We start from the raw sequence: 17,290 nt of genomic DNA, 5'->3' as shown, positions 1-17,290 counted from the left end.
CATCCTGCCGATTGACCGGCCCTCGTCGCCAGATCTACGGTAGAAGACGCTTTCAGAAACTGTTTCCGCCGAGTGTGTTGTCAGGAGAGACATGCCCAGCCCGCAGCCTCCAAGGGCCGTGTTCGCGATGGATCCCGTGCACCTCCCCCTGCTCTTCCCCCCGCCGCTCATGGCCCGGCTGACCCAGGCGGCCGACCTCGAGGCCGCGCTCGTCGTCCAGGACTTCACCGACCCGAAGGCGGCCGAAGCCCTGGCCGAGGCCGAGGTGCTGATCACCGGCTGGGGCTGTCCCCAGCTCGACGCCGGTGTCCTCGCCGCCACCCCCCGGCTGCGTACGGTCCTGCACGCGGCCGGTTCGGTCCGCTCGCTGGTCAGCGAGGCGCTGTGGGAACGCGGGATCACCGTCTCCAGCGCGGTGACCGGCAACGCCCTGCCGGTCGCGGAGTACACGCTCGCCATGATCCTGCTCGCCGGGAAGGACACGTTCAGCCACCGCGAGCGCTTCCGCGGCACACACGCCTACCCGAGCTCCGCCGAGACCGCCGCCACCGGCAACGTCGGCCGCCGGATCGGGGTCATCGGCGCGTCCCGGGTGGGCAGACGGCTGCTTGAGCTGCTGCGCCCGTTCGACTTCGCCGTGCTGCTGCACGATCCGTACGTCAGCCCCGCCGAGGCCGCCGCCCTCGGCGCCGAACTGCTGCCGCTGGAGGACCTGCTCCGGCACAGCGACATCGTCAGCCTGCACGCCCCCGACATCCCCGAGACCTACCGCATGCTCGACGGCGAACGGCTCGCCCTCATCCGGGACGGCGGCGTGCTGATCAACACCTCCCGCGGCGCCCTGGTCGACCCCGACGCGCTCACCGACGAGCTGGTCTCCGGCCGGCTGCACGCGATCCTCGACGTCACCGAGCCCGAGCCACTGCCCGCCGACTCCCCGCTCTACAGCCTGCCCAACGTCTTCCTCACCCCGCACATCGCGGGCTCCCTCGGCAACGAACTGGAACGCCTCGGCCGGATCGTCGTGGAGGAACTGGAACGCCTGGTCGCAGGCCTGCCACCGGTCCACGAGGTACGACACTCGGATCTCGCCCGTGTGGCGTGAAGCCCGGGCCGACGCGAAGCGGCGTCCCGGAGAAACAATGGGATACGGTTTCGCCACCGGCGCGGGGGCAAGGGGCGCCCCACGGATCCCGGCAGGACCCGCCAGGCACCCCCTGGCCCAGTCGCCGGGCGAGTCGGGCCCAACGGTTGTCCCAACGGTGAAGGAGCCGAAACGGTGAGTCAGCGCAAGGCGGTCGGCGACGCCGGACGGGCCACGATCCGGGACGTGGCTCAGCGTGCGGGCGTCTCCGTCGCGAGCGTGTCGCGCGTCCTGTCGGGCAACTACCCCGTCTCGGAGGACCTGCGCCGCCGGGTGATGAAGGTCGTCCGGGACCTGGACTACGTCACCAACGCCCACGCCCGCTCCCTCGCCGGCGGTGGCACCCCCACGGTGGCGATCCTCATCAACAACATCACCGGTGCCGCCTTCGCCCACGTCGCCAAGGGCGTCGAGGGCGCGGCCACCCTGCGCGGCTGGCTCTCGCTGGTCGGCACCACCGGGGACGACCCGGAGCGGGAGCTCGCGCTGGTCAACCTCATGCGCCAGCAGGGGGTCGCCGCGGTGGTCCTGCTCGGCGGCGCCTACGACTACGACGAGTACCAGTTGCGCATGGCCCGCTTCGCCCGCTCCCTGGACGCGGCCGGCTCCCATCTCGTCCTGGTGGGCAGGCCTCCCCTGGAGGGCGACGTACCGGCCACGACGGTCGACTACGACAACGAGGGCGGGGCCTATGCGATGGCCAGCCATCTACTGTCGGCCGGTCACCGCAAGGTCCTGGTCCTGCCGGGTCACGCCGAGCTCACCACCGCCCAGGGCCGGCTGAAGGGCGCCCAACGCGCCTTCGAGGCCTACGGCGTGCCGTTCGAAGCGGGCATGGTGCGACACGGGCCGTACGACTACGAGCACGGGTACGACGCCGTCGAGGAGAGCCTGCGCGAAGGGCTGGACTTCACCGCGGTGCTCGCCGGAACCGACGTCGTCGCCGCGGGCGCGATGCAGGCGCTGCGCGCGGCCGGACTGCGCGTGCCCGAGGACGTCTCGATCGTCGGCTACGACGACATCCCGCTGGCCTCCCAGCTCACGCCCCAGCTGACCACCGTGCACGTGCCCTACGAGGAGATGGGCCGGGTCGCCCTACGGGCGGTCGCCGACCGGCGCGAGGGCGGCTCGGGCCGCCGCAAGGGCAGTGACGGCGACCATCTGGTGCTGGGCACCCATGTCGTCGTACGGAACTCGGTGCAGCCGCCCGCCCGACGGGGATGACATGAGCAGCCGCAGGAGATCGTTTCGTAAACGTTTTCCCGAGGTTTTTCACCATGGACGGAACACCTGGCAGTTAGCCGCGCCACGCCTCGGGGATCCCCACCCACAGAGTCCCTGACCTGCGCAAATTCCGTCCGACAGGTGCGTGGCCGACCGGCGCCCGGACATAACCCCACGGACAAACCGCCGTAACAAATTGCCGCGCACCTCTTGCTATGAGCAGGACCGTCGGCCTACCGTCCCAGGAACCGCTTACTACAGCTTCCGCTTGGCCGTACCCCCCGCAACCGCGAGCCGATGATTTCCGGCCGTCGTTCCCGGCCGGCGCCGAGCCGCCGAATACTCCCCTCTCTGGTCTCTCTCCGAGAGCGCCCTACTTTCCGAAGGAACACGTCAGATGAACTTCACCAGCCCCCGGAGAAGGTTCGCCCGTGCCGCTGTCGCGGGTCTCGCGCTGACAGGTCTGCTCGCCGCCTGCGGAGGCGGCTCGGACTCCGGGGACGACGCGTCCTCCGGTCCGGTCACCCTCCCCTTCTGGGGATGGGCCAACGGCCAGGAGGCCGTCGTGAAGGCGTTCAACGCCTCTCACAAGGACGTCCAGCTCAAGTACACCAAGGTCACCGACCAGCTGACCATGCAGAAGCAGCTGACCAACGCGGTCAAGGCGGGCAACGCGCCCTGCCTGGTGCAGAACACCGCCGAGTACGTCACCAGCTGGGTCTCGCAGGACGCGCTCGCCGACATCACGAAATACGTCGAGGGCGAGCAGGACAAGTTCAACGCCGGTTCCTGGGCGAGCGCTCAGGTGCAGGGCAAGATGTACGGCGTCCCCACCAGCTCCTCGCCGAACTTCACGATCTACCGCACCGACCTGTTCAAGAAGTACGGCATCAAGGCCCCCGCCACCTGGGACGACTTCATCGCCGCGGGCAAGGAGCTGAAGAAGCACGGCATCAAGATCACCAACTACGCCGGTGAGGACCCCAGCACCCTGGAGGTGCTGGCCATGCAGGCCGGGGCGCACTGGTACTCCGTCGACGGCGACGCCTGGAAGGTGGACTTCCAGGACGAGGGCACCCTGAAGGCCGCCGAGGTGATCCAGGAGATCATCGACAACGACCTGAACTCCAAGCTGTCCTTCGCCGACTACGCGGCCGTGCAGCGCAACTACGACAACGGCGGCACCGCCACCCGGCAGATCTCCACCTGGCAGATGGCCGGCATGGTGCAGAACTTCACCAAGTCCTTCGGTGACTGGGCCCTGTCCCCCTGGCCGACGTTCACCGGCGAGCCGGCCAAGACCCCGGCCGGCACCAACCTCACCGGCAGCGTGACCCTGGTGACCAAGGACTGTGAGCACCAGGAGCAGGCCGCCGAGGCGGCGCTGTGGATGTCCACGAACACCGACGCGGTCAAGACGATGGCGAGCCCGGAGACCGGCAACGGCGTGATGCCGGCGCTGAAGGACAGCAACACCTACGTCAGTGAAGCGATCTCCGAGAAGCTGCTCAGCAAGAACTACGAGCCGGCCAAGAAGATCGTCACCGACAGCCTGGGCACCGTCACCACCGACTGGGTCTACGGCCCGAACTGGACCGCGATGTTCACCGAGATGCAGGCCGGCTGGGCCAAGGTCGTCAACAAGGAGCAGAAGGTCACCGACCTGCTGGCGCACATGCAGAAGTGGACGGTCGACGACCTGAAGTCCCGCAACATCAGCGTCAAGGGCTGAGGCAACGTCCGATGATTCGCTCTCTGCGCTGGAAGGGTGCCGCCTTCACGGTGCCCTTCCAGCTCGGCTTCGTCTTCCTCTATCTGCTCCCCATCGGCTACGCCGTCTACCAGTCGCTGTTCCGTGTCCAGCAGTCCGGGCTCGGGCTCGGCGGCTCGACGGAGAAGTTCGTCGGCCTCGACAACTACCAGCAGGGTCTGACCGACTCGGCGTTCATGGGCTCCGTGCTGCGGGTGGTGCTGTTCGCCTGCGTGCAGATCCCGGTGATGCTGCTCATCAGCCTGCTCATGGCGCTGTTCCTGGACGCGCTCACCTCCAAGGTGGCGAGCCGGTTCCGGATCATGCTGCTGGTGCCGTACATGATCCCCGGGGTGGTCGCCGCCCTGGTGTGGATCAACCTCTACAGCCCGGACGTCGGCCCGCTGACGCCGCTGGGCGAGATGTTCGGCTTCGACTGGAACTTCTTCGCGCCCTCGATGGTGTGGCCGTCCATCGGCAACCTGCTGACCTGGCACGGCATCGGCTACAACATGGTGATCATCTACTCGGCGCTGCAGGGCGTACCCCGCGAGCTGTTCGAGGCCGCGCGCCTGGACGGCGCCTCCGAGAAGCGGATCGCGCTGAGCATCAAGATCCCGCATGTGCGGGGGGCGCTGGTACTGACCGGCATGCTGTCGATCATCCAGATGCTGCAGATCTTCAACGAGCCCGCGCTGTTCCGGAACATCACCCCGCAGACGGTCAGCGACAGCTTCACCCCGATCATGATCATCTACAACCAGGCGTTCAACGCCGGCAACTACCACTACGCCGCCACCTTGTCGGTGCTGCTCGCCCTGATCCTCGGCGTCGCCTCCTTCCTGTTCTACCGGCTTACCTCGAAGGAGGTGGACTGATGACGCTCACCGAAGAACGTACGAAGACGGACCAGGTCCGGCGCCTCAAGAGGCCGGATCCGGCAAGTCGTTCACGCGGCAGCCAGCGGTTCCTCCTCGTCGGTCTGATCCTGGCCAGCGTCTACAGCCTGTTCCCGGTGTGGTGGCTGATCGTCGCCTCGACCAAGGACCGCACGGGCCTGTACCAGACCAACGGCCTGTGGTTCTCCGGCTGGCACCTGTGGGACAACCTGCAGCAGCTGTTCACGTACGAGGACGGCATCTTCCTGCGCTGGACGGCCAACTCGTTCCTGTACGCGGGTGTCGGCTCCCTCGGCGGCACGCTGCTCGCCCTCGCCACGGGCTACGGCCTGGCCCGCTTCGACTTCCCCGGTCGCAACCTGGTGTTCGCGTGCGTGGTGGGTTCGTTCCTGATCCCGATCGCCCTGCTCACGCTCCCGCTGTACCTGCTGTTCTCGGAGATCGGCCTGGTCGACACTCCTTGGGCGATGCTGATCCCCTGCCTGATCAACCCGTTCAGCGTGTACCTGGCCAAGGTGTACACCGAGGCCACGATCCCCTTCGAACTCCTGGAGGCGGCCCGTATCGACGGTGCGGGCGAGCTGCGGATCTTCTTCAGCATCGTGCTGCGGATGATGACGACGGGCGGCGCGACGGTCTTCCTGCTGGCCTTCGTCAACACCTGGAACGCCTTCTTCCTCCCCCTCACCGTCCTGCGCGGCGAGGAGAACTGGACCCTGAACCTGGGCCTGTACAACTGGTCCGGAAAGCGCCTGGAGTCCGGCGTCGACCTGACCAGCCTGGTGCTGACCGGCGCGCTGCTGTCCATCGTGCCGATGGCGATCATGATGGTCGCGATGCGCCGCTACTGGCGTTCGGGCGTGACGCTGGGGGCCCTCAAGTGACCGCGATCCAGGGAGCTGTGACGTGACCCTGCTGCGCAACCCCGTCATCCGGGGGTTCGCCCCCGACCCGTCCATGGTGCGGGTGGGCGACTGGTACTACGTGGCGACCAGTTCCTTCGAGTGGTTCCCGACGATCCCGATCCACCGCTCCCGGGACCTGGAGCACTGGGAGTACGCGGGTCATGTCCAGGGCGCGGTCCCCGGCGACTCGCTGGCCGGTGTCCCCGACTCGGGCGGCATCTGGGCGCCGTCGCTGAGCTGGGACGGCGAACGCCTCTGGGTGGTCTACTCGATCGTGCACTCGGTCGGCACGCCGTACTTCGACACGGACACCTACATCAGTACGGCCACGGAAGTGGGCGGCAAGTGGACGCCGCCGCGTCGCATCGCAAGCCATGGCTTCGACCCCGCGCTCTTCCACGAGGAGGGCAGGCTGTGGCTGCTCAACCTCCAGAACGACCACCGCCCCGGCGGCCGGCGCTTCGCCGGGATCGTCGTGACGGAGCTGGACCGGGAGACGCTCGCTCCCGTCGGTGACACGCACCTGCTGCTCCAGCACGAACGGCTTGTCGAGGGACCGAAGTTGCTGAAGCGCGACGGCTGGTACTTCCTCGTACTGGCGGAAGGAGGAACCGGTTTCGAGCACGGCGTGCTGGTGGCCCGCAGCCGCAGGCTCACCGGCCCGTACGAGCTGGACGACCGCCCGCTGCTGACGTCCCGGGACGATCCTTCGCTGCCGTTGCAGAAGGCGGGGCACGGCGAGCTGGTGCGGACGCCGGGCGGTGAATGGCTGTTGAGCCACCTGGCGGCCCGTCCGCTGGCCACGCCCGACGGACCGCGCTGCACGCTCGGCCGGGAGACGGCGATCCAGGCGGTGACGTGGGACGCGGCGGGCTGGCCGAGGATGCGGCACGGGGGTGCGCATCCTTCGGTCGAGGTCGAGGTCGAGGGCGAGGGCGAGGGCGAGGGCGAGGTGAAAGCCGAGGTGAAAGCCGAGGTCGCCGTACCGACGGATCCAGAGCCGTCGGCGTCCCAACTCACCGAATCCGCCGATCCGTTGGGCTGGCCATGGCGCACCCTGCGCGCCGCCCCCGACCCGTCCTGGGCGGACACCGCCACCCGCCCCGGCTGGATCCGGCTGCGCGGCCGGCACGGACCGGAGTCGCGCTGGGCGCACAGTCTGCTCGCCCAGCGGATCACCGAGCACCGTACGGAGGCCGAGGTCACCGTCGAGGCACGGCCGCGGACGTTCACGCAAGCGGCCGGGCTGGTCCTCTGGTACAACGCGGAGGCCTATCTCGCCCTCGACCTGACCTGGGCGGAGCCCGAGGGCGAGGAGCAGCGCGGCCAGCAGTGGCGGGGTGAGGGCCGTACGGTGCTCAGCCTCATGGAGCGCGAGGAGTTCGGGACGCGACAGGCGGCCGTCGTCGACGTCGACGCGGAAGGGCCGCTGACGCTCGGGGTGACGGTCGAGGGCGCCGAGGCGCGGTTCTGGTACGTCCAGGACGGGGAGCGTATGCCGGTCGGGCCGGTGCTGGACTTCAGCAAGCTGTCCGACGACTACGGGTCCAAGCTGCGTTTCACCGGGTCGATGGCCGGTATCCATGCCGTGGACCTGGTCGACGCGACGTTCACGGCCGACTTCACGGGCTTCCGGCTGGAGTGCACGCCCGACTGACGCCACCACTGTTCGGAGTTTCGAAAGTTCAGGCCCACGCAGTCCTGCGAAGTCCGGCCTCTTCCCGAGGTCTTGCGGCGAACCTAGGGTAGGAAGCGCTTACTATCCGCTCGGTCTCCCGACCCGCGGAAGCAGCGCTGGTCGAAACTTTTCATGGCCCTCGGGCGGGCCGGAGAGGTGGTTCCCGATGGTCCGTACGGGGAGTGCGAGCGTGACGGCCGGGCCGACCCTGGCGGTCGTGGCCCGCGAGGCGGGCGTCTCCGTGCCCACGGCCTCCAAGGTCGTCAACGGCCGGGAGGACGTCGCTCCCGAAACCCGCCGCCGGGTGACGGAGGCGCTGGACCGGCTCGGCTATGTCCGCAGACCCCGCTTCGACGCGGCGAAGGCGTCGGGCCTGGTCGACCTGGTCGTCCACTCGTTGGAGAGTTCCTGGTCGGGGGCGGTGCTGCACGGAGTGGAGGCGGCGGCGCACGACGCGGGCCTGGAGGTGGTGGTGTCGGCCGGCCTGACCAGGACCCGCAGCGGCCGCCCGGAGCGCGGCTGGCTCGACAAGCTCATCGCCCGCGGCTCGTCCGGCGTGCTGTTCAACCTGGCCGAGCTGACGGAGTCGCAGTACGCCTGGCTGGACCAACACCGCATCCCGTACGTGATGATCGACCCGGTCCTCGATCCGCCGGCCGGCGTGGTGTCGGTGGGCGCGGCGAACTGGCACGGCGGCGTGACGGCGACCGAGCACCTGCTCTCGCTGGGCCACGAGCGAGTCGCCGTGATCGCCGGTCACCAGCGCAAGATGTGCAGCAGTGCGCGGGTCGCCGGATACCGTTCGGCACTCGCGTCGGCGGGGGTCCGCCAGCACCCGGAATACATCTGCCACGCGGGCTTCGACGAAACGATCGCCCGCCGCCGCATGCTGGAACTCCTGGACCTCCCCGAACCGCCCACGGCCGTCTTCGTCTGCTCGGACCGTATGGCGCTGGGCGTCTACGAGGCACTGGCCGAGCGCGGCCTGACCGTGCCGGACGACATGAGCGTCGTCGGCTTCGACGACCTGCCCGAGGCCCGCTGGCTCACCCCGGCCCTGACCACGATCCGCCAGCCCCTGTCGGAAATGGCGGCCACAGCCCTTCACCTACTGGTCCGCATGATGCAGGGCGACCGCCCGGAGAGCACTCGGACGGAGCTGTCGACGCGGCTGGTGGAGCGGGCGAGTACGGCGGGGCCACGCGGTTAGCGCCCGCGCTCAGGGCCTGTCCGGCGAGCACCTCGAACGCGTCGATCAAGAAGAAGTTCGCTCACTTCCGCTCATAAACGGAGGTGTGGAACTGGCCAGGACGGCCGGGCGTCGAACGATGCGGCGGGGAGCGGGGCCGTTGTCCAGGGGCGGGGCGGCGGCGAGTGGTGGGGGGACGGGCATGACACGTTGGCGGCCACTGCCGGACTCGTTGCCGAGGGAGGCGCGGCATCTCGTCGAGCAGCTGCGGGCGCTGAAGGACCGTACGGGATTGAGCCTTGCCGAACTGGCCCGGCGGACCGCGTACAGCAAATCGTCCTGGCAGCGGTATCTCAGCGGGACCAAACAGCCGCCGAGGGGAGCGGTGCACGCGCTGTGCCGGGTGGCGGGAGCGGACCAGGCGCGGCTGCTGGCGCTGTGGGACCTGGCCGACGCGACCTGGCCGCGGGGCGCGATGGTGCCCGCCGGGCCGCCGGAGGCCGCGCCACCGATGCCCCTGCCGCCCGGGGCCGAGTACCGGCGCTGGCGGACGGCGGCGCTGGTCGCGTTCGCCGTCATCGTGCTGCTGGTGGCAGGGCTGCTGTGGGCGCTGCCGTCGAGGGGCGGGTGACCTCACGGCCACCCGCCCCGCCCCGGAGTCGGCTCAGCCGACCTTGTCGTAGTAGGCGTTCTTCCAGGATCCGGTGTTCTTGAGCTTCACCCGGTACTTGCCGCCGACCCGCTTGAAGGTGACGGTCCGTGCGTCGCCCCAGTACTGGACGCTGCTGCCCGCGTACGGGCCGTGGAGCTGGTTCTGGGCGTCCTTCCAGCAGTCGTCGGTGACGACGCCGTCGTTCTCCGGGAGGCCGTAGCGGTCCTGCCACCACTGGGTGGCCGACTCGGTCTCCGGGCCGAACGAGCCGTCGATCTTGCTCTTGGTGAAGGGGTGCCAGTCTCCGTCCTCATCCTCGTACTTGGCACCGTCCGCCCACAGGACGGCCTCCCACAGGGCGGTGGCGTTACTCGAGGCGTAGTCGTCGACGCTGAGGTTCTCCTCGTCCTGCCAGTCGTCGTGGACGGGTCCGCTGCCGTCGATGCCGTGGTACGGGGCGGCGTTCGCCGCCGGTGCCATGGCCGTTGCGGTACCCCCTGCGACCAGCAACGCGGCCGTCACCGTCGCGACAGCCCGATTGCGCATGCTCATGCGGTCTTCCTTTCCGAACCGCCGGCCCCCGTGGTTCCCCTGGGGCGGCTCGTTTCGCTTGGCATGGCACAGAGTCACGGCCGTGCGGTGGGTACGGCGAGGTCTGACGGCGTACCTGGACCGGCGGGGGACGACCCACGCCGCGTACGGCGGCGTCCCCGCCGAGGGCGGGTCGTACGGGGACGGGGTGGGACGGGACAGGGGCTCCCGTGACAGCTCGGCCGCGCCTGTGATCCAGCGACAGAGGAATCCTGCATTAGCCGTTGTGCGGAGTGTTATCAAGGCACGACACGCCGGCAGCAGTGTGAAGGAGCGTCAGCCCGGCCCCCCGGGCGGCTCAACTTCCTTGTCAAGTAGCTCTCATTGCTGCCTTTTTGATGGCCCATCACAAGCGCGCCCTGGGCTTTCGAACACCCGATCGGCCCCTTTTCGTCACCCCTCAGACATTTCTGAAGTGGCGTCATAAATAGGGCATGAGTATGTTCATTTCTGGTCGGCCACTCAGCTGACATCCACTGAGAGATGGAGAAGCGGAATGTCTGAGAGAAGGAGATACGGAGCGCGTAGGCGTGCCGTTGTCGCGATCGCAGCGTCGGTGGGAATTACGGCCCTGGCTGCAACCTGTGTGAACTACGCCTCGGCTTCCAGTTCCGTCCCGAAGTCCGCCCCGGCGGTGCAGGATGCCGCTGCCTCTGCTCCCCTCGGAGGTGACGGCCAGACGAACTTCGGAGGCGACGGCCAGACGAACCACGGCCACAGGAACGACGAGGATGGACGGATCCACGTCAACGAGCGAACGTATTCAGCGGAGCTGGGTGTGTGCACCCCTGTGATCAGTAGTCCCGCCACCAGCTTCAACGTCCGAAACGAGAGTGACAGGACCGTCGAATTCTTCAGCGGGATCACCTGCGACGCCGGCGCTCCCATTGCGACTATTGGACCCCGAGGCTCCAGCAGCGCAATCCCCGGCACGACGGTCACGGACGGGACCGTCGTGCCAGTCGCGCTCGTAGGCAGCTTCCGAGCAATCGACGGAACCGACAAACGCCACTGACCCCACGCGGACCAAGGGCAGCGACAAGCCTGCCTGCGGCACTTGGACCCCGGCCCGCCGCAATCGGGCCGGGGCCGGGCCCATCGAGCAGTGGCCGGCAGTGTATGCGATCCTCCGATGCGGGCCGCTCCATCCAGATTTGAAGCGACCGTATCGACGTGCTGGTTCAATGCTGAATTCAAGTTTCGTCATGCGAATGCGCGCACCACCTGTAAGGCTGCAGTGTGTCGACGCAGCGTCTCGCGGAAGGCCTCCATGGAGTAATCAAAGGCCTTTTCTTGATCTTTGTCCAGCACGACACCCCTTGCAGCACGGGCCTCACTCGCTGGCGCGCCGCGGTGCTCCCACTCTGGGCACACATCCCGGATTCCTCGACTTTCCGCCTCACCCACGAGGGAGCTCCGGGCAAGGCAAGGCAAGGCAAGGCGGTCAGGGACCGTTGCATTTTACGGCTCGCATACGCCGACTCAACCACGCCGGACCTTGCCGAGACGGCACGACGGCTCACCGCACGCGGGGCGCTGGTCGGGGCGCGACTCCAAAACCCCCACCGCCCCGCACCTCACCGTCACCCCGGCCACCTTGACCGCCTTGACCGCCTTGACCGCCTTCCTGAAGCTACCCAACAACCCCGGTTGTTGAGTCGGTTCGGCCCCCGTCGGCGCACGCGCCCCGCAACAATGCGTGCATGAACGATGACTGGCAGCAACAGATCCAGGCACTGCACGAGGAGTTGATCCATCGCGACGACCCCGCCGCCTGGGTGCGGGAGGCCGACGCGTTGGAGGCCACCCGGCGTTATCCCCACCTCGCGTTGCGCGGACCGGTGTTCGGGGTCGCCCGGCAGGATCCGGCGGTCGGGCCTCAGTGGCGGCTGGTGAAGCCCGTGGTGGACGGGATGCCGCAGATGGCCCGGGACGGGCTGAACTCGTATCTGTGGTTCACCGCGAAGGACGACACCGACGACCCTGCCGTACGGCGGGAACTGCTGGCGGCCGTGGCGGTGCTGGAGCGGGAGCCGGTGAACGAGGTCGAGGCGTGCGGGGTGCGCTACCGGATCGTGCGCGGGGACGAGTTCGCGCGGGTCGGGGACGACGGGCTGGAGCCGCCCCGGCCCACCGATCCGGAGCCGGTGGAGCGGTCGTGGGACCGGCGGGCGCGTGACACCCCGTCGCCCGACATCGGTTTCGTACTCGACCCGGACAGCGTGGACGGCCCCGCGGCCGGCGCGCTGAAACTGGGGCTCAGGGACTTCGCGTACAAGGGCTTCCGCTTCCCCTCCGACGTCCGCGCGGACTCCCAGCGGGCGGTCACGACCCATCCCGACGTCGTCCTGCTGCCCACCGGATTCGGCGTGGTCGAGCGCGACGGACACGGCTGGCAGCCACGCGGCGTCCTCATGTCCACCCCGCACGACGCCCGGCGCCTGCTCTACAGCGGCCTGTCCGAGGTGTGGGCCCTGCTGTACCGGTTCGACGACGAGAAGAAAGCCCGGTACGCAAAGGCGGCCGAGGAGTACCGGGCGCTCGAACGCGCCGACGGCTTCCGCTTCGAGGGGCGCGCCTTCCGGATCTGCCGCATCGGCCGCCTGCTGCGTATGGGACCGGACGGACCGGAGACGCCGCGTCCCTCGGACGAGGACGAGTACGGGCCCATGAAGATCCATCCGTCGATGGACGAGGACGGCACCATCACCTACGAGTGAGCCTCGGGACCCCTCCCACGGCCTCGGCCGTACGATCGCGGCCTTGTCGGGCACCCTCGAAGGCGGACGGATGGGTTGGTTCAAGCGGCGTCGGACCAGCGACGACACAGTGGGACCGATGCTGGTCTACGCGACCAGGGAAGAGGCCGACGCGGCCCAGGAGAGGGCCGCGGCGGCGGGTCTGGAACCCGGCTACAGCAGCCTCAGAAAGGGGAACGCGCAGTACATCGTCTTCCGGGGCAACGACACCGAGAAGGCCAAGCGGTATCTGCTGGAGGAACGCGAGGTCACGCAGGAGCTCTTCTACTACGTTGTCGAGACTCCCCAGGGCAACTGGGGCAAGGACATCGACGGCCTGTACCTGGAACAGCTGTTGCCGTGGCAACTGGACATCGCCCGCGCGGAATGCTCAGGCCGGCTCATCTCCGTCGCGAACACGACCGGGGTCATCGGGGCCGCCCGAGGGCGGGGCGACAACTTCGTCGTCACGGTCCAGTGCGGGAAGTGTTCCCACGAGTGGTACGACGGCGTGCGCTACCAGAACGTCACGGCGGTGCGCTGTCCGTCGTGCGCGGCGGTCAACAGGGTGGACAGCGGCGGCATAGTCGTTCACTGATCACTGATCACTGATCACTGAGGTCACTGATCACTGAGGTCGGCCGTCCGGGGAGGCGGCCCCGGCCTGGATGCCGTCCGAGAAGGTAGCCGAGGCCGAGGGCGAAGTTGGCGTCCCAGTCGTTGCCGACGAGCGGGCCGTGGGCGGCGAGGGTGGGGTACCGGTTACCTGTGAAGTAGCGCCTGGAGCAGCGTGCGGCGCGTACCCTCGGCGGCCATGAATGCCATCCCCGCGCTGCTGGACCACCTCGTCCTCGCGACCCCCGATCTGGCGGCGACGGTCGCCGACTTCGCCCGGCGTACCGCAGTGACGCCCGCTGCCGGCGGTGTGCACGTCGGTCTCGGCACGCGGAATTGTCTGGTGTCCCTCGGTGGCAGCCGTTACCTGGAGATCATCGGGCCTGATCCCGAGCAGAGCGCGCCCGGGCAGCCCCGGCCCTTCGACGTCGACGCGCTCTCCGGGCCCCGGACGGTGACCTGGGCGATCAGTGCGCCCGATCTGGACGCGGCGGTCGAGGCGGCCCGGGCGCAGGGCTACGACCCCGGTCACGTGCACCCGATGAGCCGTCGCAGACCGGACGGCACACTCCTCGAGTGGCGCCTGACCGACGGGGACACCGCGCACCCCTCGGGCCTGGTGCCCTTCCTCATCGACTGGGGTGCCACGGCCCACCCGACCGCGTCGGACCTGCCGGCCACTCCCCTGCTGGCGATGTCCGCGAGCGCCCCCGACCCGGACGAGATCCGTCCCCTGCTGTCGGCCGTCGGCACCTCACTCGCCCTCACCGCCGGGCCGGTCGGGATCTCCTTCACCGTGGACTCACCGAACGGGCCAGTGACGTTCGGGTGAGCGGCGGGAGGCGTCCGATTTCTTCAAGACGGGTCGGCGCGCCCTGCCTACGGTGGCCGCATGACTCCACGATTCGATGCGATCGGCATGGTGGCCTCAGACATGGCCGCCTCCGTCACCTTCTACCGCCGCCTCGGATTGGCCTTCCCCAAGGGCTCCGAGAAGCAGCCGCACGCCGAGGCTCAACTGCCGGGCGGGCTGCGTCTGATGCTCGACAGCGAGGAGACCGTCCGCTCGTTCGCGCCGGAGTGGCAGCCGCCGGCCGGGGGCGGGCGCATCTCGCTGGCCCTGCTGTGCGAGAGCCCGGCCGAGGTCGACTCCGTGTACGAGGAGATGGTGAGCACCGGGTACCAGGGCGGTCTCAAGCCGTGGGACGCCGACTGGGGACAGCGGTACGCGAGCCTGCTCGACCCGGACGGTAACGACGTCGGCCTGTTCGCGCCGCTACCCGGTGCGGCCCAGTAGCTCGCCCAGCGGCAGGCCCGCCAACTCCCGTACGTCCCGGGCCAGATGGGCCTGGTCGGCGAACCCGGTCCGCGCCGCCGTCTCCGCGAAGGGCATCCCGGCGCGGGCCAGGGCGAGGGCGCGCTGCAGCCGCAGCACCCGGGCCAGCGTCTTGGGGCCGTAGCCGAAGGCGGCCAGTGAACGGCGGTGCAACTGGCGGGCACCCAGGCCGAGTTCGTCGGCGGTCGCGGCGACGGGGCGGCCCGCGTCGAGGGCGGCCACGACCTGCTTCAGCAGTGGGTCGGGGGGTGCGGCTCCGGACGCCCACCGCAGCGCCACCTTTTCGAGCCCGCTCGCCGGGTCTGCGGCCGCGTTCACCTGCGCGGTGATCCGCCGCACCTGCGAGGCCGGCCACAGGTCGGCCAAGTCCACCCGCCGGTCGCGCAGTTCGTGCGCCGGCACGCCCAGGAGCGCGGGCGCGGTGCCCGGGTAGAAACGGACGCCCGCCCAACTGCTCGGGTCGCCCCCGGTGACGTACGCGCGTGTGTCGGGCCCGGCGACGAGCAGCCGTCCCTCTCTCCACAGCAGGTCCATGCAGCCGTCGGGCAGGACGCGCCCGGAGGCGGTCCCGGACGGAGTGTTCGTCCAGACGACGGCGCCCGCCAGACGGGAAGGCCTCTCCGCGTACACGTACGCCAGGCTACGCCGCTCGCGTCCGATGCTCCTGCGGGCTCACCCCGTACACCCGCTTGAACGCGCTGGACAGGGCGAACGCACTGCCGTAACCCACCTGGCGGGCGATCGCGTCCAGGGTGTCGTCCGTGTCGCGCAGACGGTCCGCGGCGAGGGCGAGGCGCCAGCCGGTGAGGTACGTCATCGGGGGCTCGCCCACGAGGTCCGTGAAGCGGCGGGCCAGCGCGGCCCGGGACACCCCGGCCTTGGTGGCGAGCGAGGCCACTGTCCAGGGGTGGGCGGGGTCCTCCTGGACCAGGCGCAGCACCCGGCCGACCACGGGGTCCGCGAGCGCCGCGTACCAGGCGGGCGGCTCCGCCTCCGGGCGGGAGAACCAGGCCCTGAGCGCGGCGATGACCAGCAGGTCGAGCAGCCGGTCCAGGACGACCTCCTTGCCCGGCTCGTCCCGCACGATCTCCTCCATCAGGAGCGGGGTGAGCGGACACTGCCACACGTCGTCGGTGAGGGAGAGCAGCGGCGGCAGCGCCTCCAGCAGCCGGCCGCTGACCTCGCCCTCCATCTGATACGTCCCGATCAGCACCACCGTGGAGCCGTCCAGTCGGTCGCCCCAGGTGCGGACGCCGAGGTCCATGGAGCCGTTCAGATCCCGGCCGTCGGGACAGCTGCAGACGCCGCCCGGCAGGATCAGCGCCTGCGGGGCCGTGCCGGGGTCGTCGGCGCAGGTGTACGGGGCCGGGCCGCGCGCGATGGCGAGGTCGCCGGCCCGCAGCCGGACCCGCTCCCCCGTGTCCGGGACGATCCAGGCGTCGCCGCGGACCATGAGCATGACCGTCAGCGGCGCCCGGTCCTCGACGCGCACGGCCCACGGCGGCTCGAAACACGCGCGGATCATGAAGGCGCCTCGTGCGCGAGGGCTCTCCAGAAGGCCGGCAAGGGGGTCCCCCCGCGTGAGCGCATTCGAGCGTGGGGGAGCGTCCATGGCGCCAGCGTAGACGCGCGCGCATGGGAATGAGCCGTTCAGCGATGGGCCGTTGGGGCGCACGGCCGTTGACTGGAGGCATGACGGAAAACACGGAGAACACGGTGGACACGGCGAACACTCAGGACATGACGGTGGTGGTGACCGGCGCCTCGGGGCGTACGGGCGGGCGCGTGGCCCGGGCCGCCGCGGCGGCGGGACTCACGGTGCGGGCCGCGTCCCGCGCCCGGGGCTTCGACTGGGAGCACCCGACGACGTGGGCGGAGACTCTGCGGGACGCCGACGCGGCATACCTCGTGTACCCGTCCGACGTCGGCGCCCCCGCGGCGGCCGAGGCGGTCGGGGCCATCGCCCGGGAGGCGGTCGGGCTCGGGGTACGACGGCTGGTGCTGCTGTCGGCGCGCGGGGCCGACCTGGCGGTGCCGGCCGAGGAGGCGCTGAAGTCGTCGGGCGCGGACTGGACGGTCGTACGGGCCTCGTGGTTCATGCAGAACTTCAGCGAGGGTCCGCTGGTGGAGGGGCTGCGGCAGGGGGAGCTGGTGTTCCCGGGCGGTGAGGTGCGGGAGCCGTTCGTCGATGTGCGGGACATCGCGGATGTCGTGGTGGCAGTGCTGATGTCCGGGGACCGGTATGTGGGGCGGACGCTGGAGCTCACGGGGGCGCGGTTGCTGACCTGGCGGGAGGCGGTCGGGGAGATCTCGGAGGCGGTCGGCACGAAGTTTGTCTACACGCCGGTGCCGGTGCGGGCGTATGGGGAGACGCCGGCGGGGTTCGGGGTGCCGGCGGAGGAGGTTCAGGCGCTGGTGGAGGTGTTCGAGGGCACGCTGGATGGGCGTAATGCGCATGTCACCGACGATGTGCGGCAGGTGCTGAGGCGTGACCCGCGGGACTTTCGGGCGTTTGCGCGGGAGGCCGCGGCGGAGGGGACGTGGGAGGGGTAGCGGGTGGCGGCGTAGG

The 17,290-nt window shown here is 69.7% G+C and carries 16 protein-coding genes; 13 read left to right on the top strand and 3 right to left on the bottom strand.

Features of this window, described 5'->3' with window-relative positions:
* Nucleotides 1-91 precede the first annotated feature (91 nt).
* The 8 genes from CLM62_RS04450 to CLM62_RS04415 all read left to right on the top strand — a co-directional run bounded on the left by CLM62_RS04450 (nt 92) and on the right by CLM62_RS04415 (nt 9,420).
* A complete protein-coding gene (locus CLM62_RS04450) occupies nt 92-1,105 on the top strand; it encodes a hydroxyacid dehydrogenase (protein WP_179381934.1) in 1,014 nt (337 codons plus the stop codon).
* 174 nt (nt 1,106-1,279) lie between these two features.
* Nucleotides 1,280-2,368: a LacI family DNA-binding transcriptional regulator gene (locus CLM62_RS04445; protein WP_095748548.1), complete on the top strand. Its 1,089-nt coding sequence runs from the start codon at nt 1,280-1,282 to the stop codon at nt 2,366-2,368.
* 397 nt (nt 2,369-2,765) lie between these two features.
* Nucleotides 2,766-4,100 (top strand): ABC transporter substrate-binding protein, encoded by a 1,335-nt coding sequence (locus CLM62_RS04440; protein WP_095748547.1) that lies wholly within the window; start codon nt 2,766-2,768, stop codon nt 4,098-4,100.
* Between the two features lie 11 nt (nt 4,101-4,111).
* Complete coding sequence (locus CLM62_RS04435) at nt 4,112-4,996, top strand: carbohydrate ABC transporter permease (protein ID WP_095748546.1); 885 nt, start codon at nt 4,112-4,114, stop codon at nt 4,994-4,996.
* On the top strand, nt 4,996-5,901 hold the full coding sequence (locus tag CLM62_RS04430; RefSeq protein ID WP_095748545.1) for a carbohydrate ABC transporter permease: 906 nt from the start codon (nt 4,996-4,998) through the stop codon (nt 5,899-5,901). The genes CLM62_RS04435 and CLM62_RS04430 overlap by 1 nt, the downstream gene beginning before the upstream one ends.
* 22 nt (nt 5,902-5,923) lie before the next feature.
* Nucleotides 5,924-7,579, top strand: coding sequence for a family 43 glycosylhydrolase (locus tag CLM62_RS04425; RefSeq protein ID WP_095748544.1), 1,656 nt, complete (start codon nt 5,924-5,926; stop codon nt 7,577-7,579).
* 187 nt (nt 7,580-7,766) lie between these two features.
* Nucleotides 7,767-8,810: a LacI family DNA-binding transcriptional regulator gene (locus CLM62_RS04420; protein WP_095748543.1), complete on the top strand. Its 1,044-nt coding sequence runs from the start codon at nt 7,767-7,769 to the stop codon at nt 8,808-8,810.
* A 181-nt stretch (nt 8,811-8,991) separates the two neighbouring features.
* Entirely contained in the window at nt 8,992-9,420 is a 429-nt protein-coding gene (locus CLM62_RS04415) for a helix-turn-helix transcriptional regulator (RefSeq protein WP_095748542.1), read from the top strand.
* 33 nt (nt 9,421-9,453) lie between these two features.
* Here CLM62_RS04415 and CLM62_RS04410 read toward each other — a convergent pair whose 3' ends face one another.
* Nucleotides 9,454-9,993, bottom strand: coding sequence for a peptidoglycan-binding protein (locus CLM62_RS04410; RefSeq protein ID WP_095748541.1), 540 nt, complete (start codon nt 9,991-9,993; stop codon nt 9,454-9,456).
* Between the two features lie 1,742 nt (nt 9,994-11,735).
* Between CLM62_RS04410 and CLM62_RS04400 the strand changes: the two genes are divergently transcribed.
* From CLM62_RS04400 to CLM62_RS04385, 4 genes are all read left to right on the top strand, one after another.
* Nucleotides 11,736-12,752, top strand: a complete 1,017-nt coding sequence (locus CLM62_RS04400) for a DUF5954 family protein (protein ID WP_095748539.1) — start codon at nt 11,736-11,738, stop codon at nt 12,750-12,752.
* A gap of 118 nt (nt 12,753-12,870) precedes the next feature.
* On the top strand, nt 12,871-13,368 hold the full coding sequence (locus CLM62_RS04395) for a hypothetical protein (protein ID WP_143658934.1): 498 nt from the start codon (nt 12,871-12,873) through the stop codon (nt 13,366-13,368).
* Nucleotides 13,369-13,584: 216 nt separating this feature from the next.
* Entirely contained in the window at nt 13,585-14,217 is a 633-nt protein-coding gene (locus CLM62_RS04390; RefSeq protein ID WP_095748537.1) for a VOC family protein, read from the top strand.
* Nucleotides 14,218-14,277: 60 nt separating this feature from the next.
* On the top strand, nt 14,278-14,682 hold the full coding sequence (locus tag CLM62_RS04385) for a VOC family protein (RefSeq protein ID WP_095748536.1): 405 nt from the start codon (nt 14,278-14,280) through the stop codon (nt 14,680-14,682).
* On the opposite strand, the gene CLM62_RS04380 is transcribed toward CLM62_RS04385, so the two are convergent.
* Complete coding sequence (locus CLM62_RS04380; RefSeq protein WP_095748535.1) at nt 14,662-15,351, bottom strand: helix-turn-helix transcriptional regulator; 690 nt, start codon at nt 15,349-15,351, stop codon at nt 14,662-14,664. The genes CLM62_RS04385 and CLM62_RS04380 overlap by 21 nt on opposite strands.
* A gap of 10 nt (nt 15,352-15,361) precedes the next feature.
* The gene (locus tag CLM62_RS04375; protein WP_257003665.1) at nt 15,362-16,246 is read right to left on the bottom strand and encodes an AraC family transcriptional regulator; all 885 of its coding nucleotides are present in this window, start codon (nt 16,244-16,246) and stop codon (nt 15,362-15,364) included.
* Nucleotides 16,247-16,413: 167 nt separating this feature from the next.
* On the opposite strand from CLM62_RS04375, the gene CLM62_RS04370 reads away from it, so the two are divergent.
* Complete coding sequence (locus CLM62_RS04370; RefSeq protein ID WP_095748533.1) at nt 16,414-17,274, top strand: NAD(P)H-binding protein; 861 nt, start codon at nt 16,414-16,416, stop codon at nt 17,272-17,274.
* The last annotated feature ends 16 nt before the right edge of the window (nt 17,275-17,290 follow it).

Source organism: Streptomyces sp. SA15 (genome assembly GCF_002291145.1).
In the GTDB taxonomy this organism is placed as follows: Bacteria; Actinomycetota; Actinomycetes; order Streptomycetales; family Streptomycetaceae; genus Streptomyces.
This window is presented reverse-complemented; position numbering and strand designations above follow the sequence as displayed.

What these genes read in the sequence shown, in the direction of transcription:
- CLM62_RS04450 (WP_179381934.1), top strand. Translation starts at nt 92, where the DNA reads ATGCCCAGCCCGCAGCCTCCAAGGGCCGTGTTCGCGATGGATCCCGTG.
- CLM62_RS04440 (WP_095748547.1), top strand. Translation starts at nt 2,766, where the DNA reads ATGAACTTCACCAGCCCCCGGAGAAGGTTCGCCCGTGCCGCTGTCGCG.
- CLM62_RS04435 (WP_095748546.1), top strand. Translation starts at nt 4,112, where the DNA reads ATGATTCGCTCTCTGCGCTGGAAGGGTGCCGCCTTCACGGTGCCCTTC.
- CLM62_RS04430 (WP_095748545.1), top strand. Translation starts at nt 4,996, where the DNA reads ATGACGCTCACCGAAGAACGTACGAAGACGGACCAGGTCCGGCGCCTC.
- CLM62_RS04420 (WP_095748543.1), top strand. Translation starts at nt 7,767, where the DNA reads ATGGTCCGTACGGGGAGTGCGAGCGTGACGGCCGGGCCGACCCTGGCG.
- CLM62_RS04415 (WP_095748542.1), top strand. Translation starts at nt 8,992, where the DNA reads ATGACACGTTGGCGGCCACTGCCGGACTCGTTGCCGAGGGAGGCGCGG.
- CLM62_RS04410 (WP_095748541.1), bottom strand. Translation starts at nt 9,993, where the DNA reads ATGAGCATGCGCAATCGGGCTGTCGCGACGGTGACGGCCGCGTTGCTG.
- CLM62_RS04400 (WP_095748539.1), top strand. Translation starts at nt 11,736, where the DNA reads ATGAACGATGACTGGCAGCAACAGATCCAGGCACTGCACGAGGAGTTG.
- CLM62_RS04395 (WP_143658934.1), top strand. Translation starts at nt 12,871, where the DNA reads ATGCTGGTCTACGCGACCAGGGAAGAGGCCGACGCGGCCCAGGAGAGG.
- CLM62_RS04390 (WP_095748537.1), top strand. Translation starts at nt 13,585, where the DNA reads ATGAATGCCATCCCCGCGCTGCTGGACCACCTCGTCCTCGCGACCCCC.
- CLM62_RS04385 (WP_095748536.1), top strand. Translation starts at nt 14,278, where the DNA reads ATGACTCCACGATTCGATGCGATCGGCATGGTGGCCTCAGACATGGCC.
- CLM62_RS04375 (WP_257003665.1), bottom strand. Translation starts at nt 16,246, where the DNA reads ATGATCCGCGCGTGTTTCGAGCCGCCGTGGGCCGTGCGCGTCGAGGAC.
- CLM62_RS04370 (WP_095748533.1), top strand. Translation starts at nt 16,414, where the DNA reads ATGACGGAAAACACGGAGAACACGGTGGACACGGCGAACACTCAGGAC.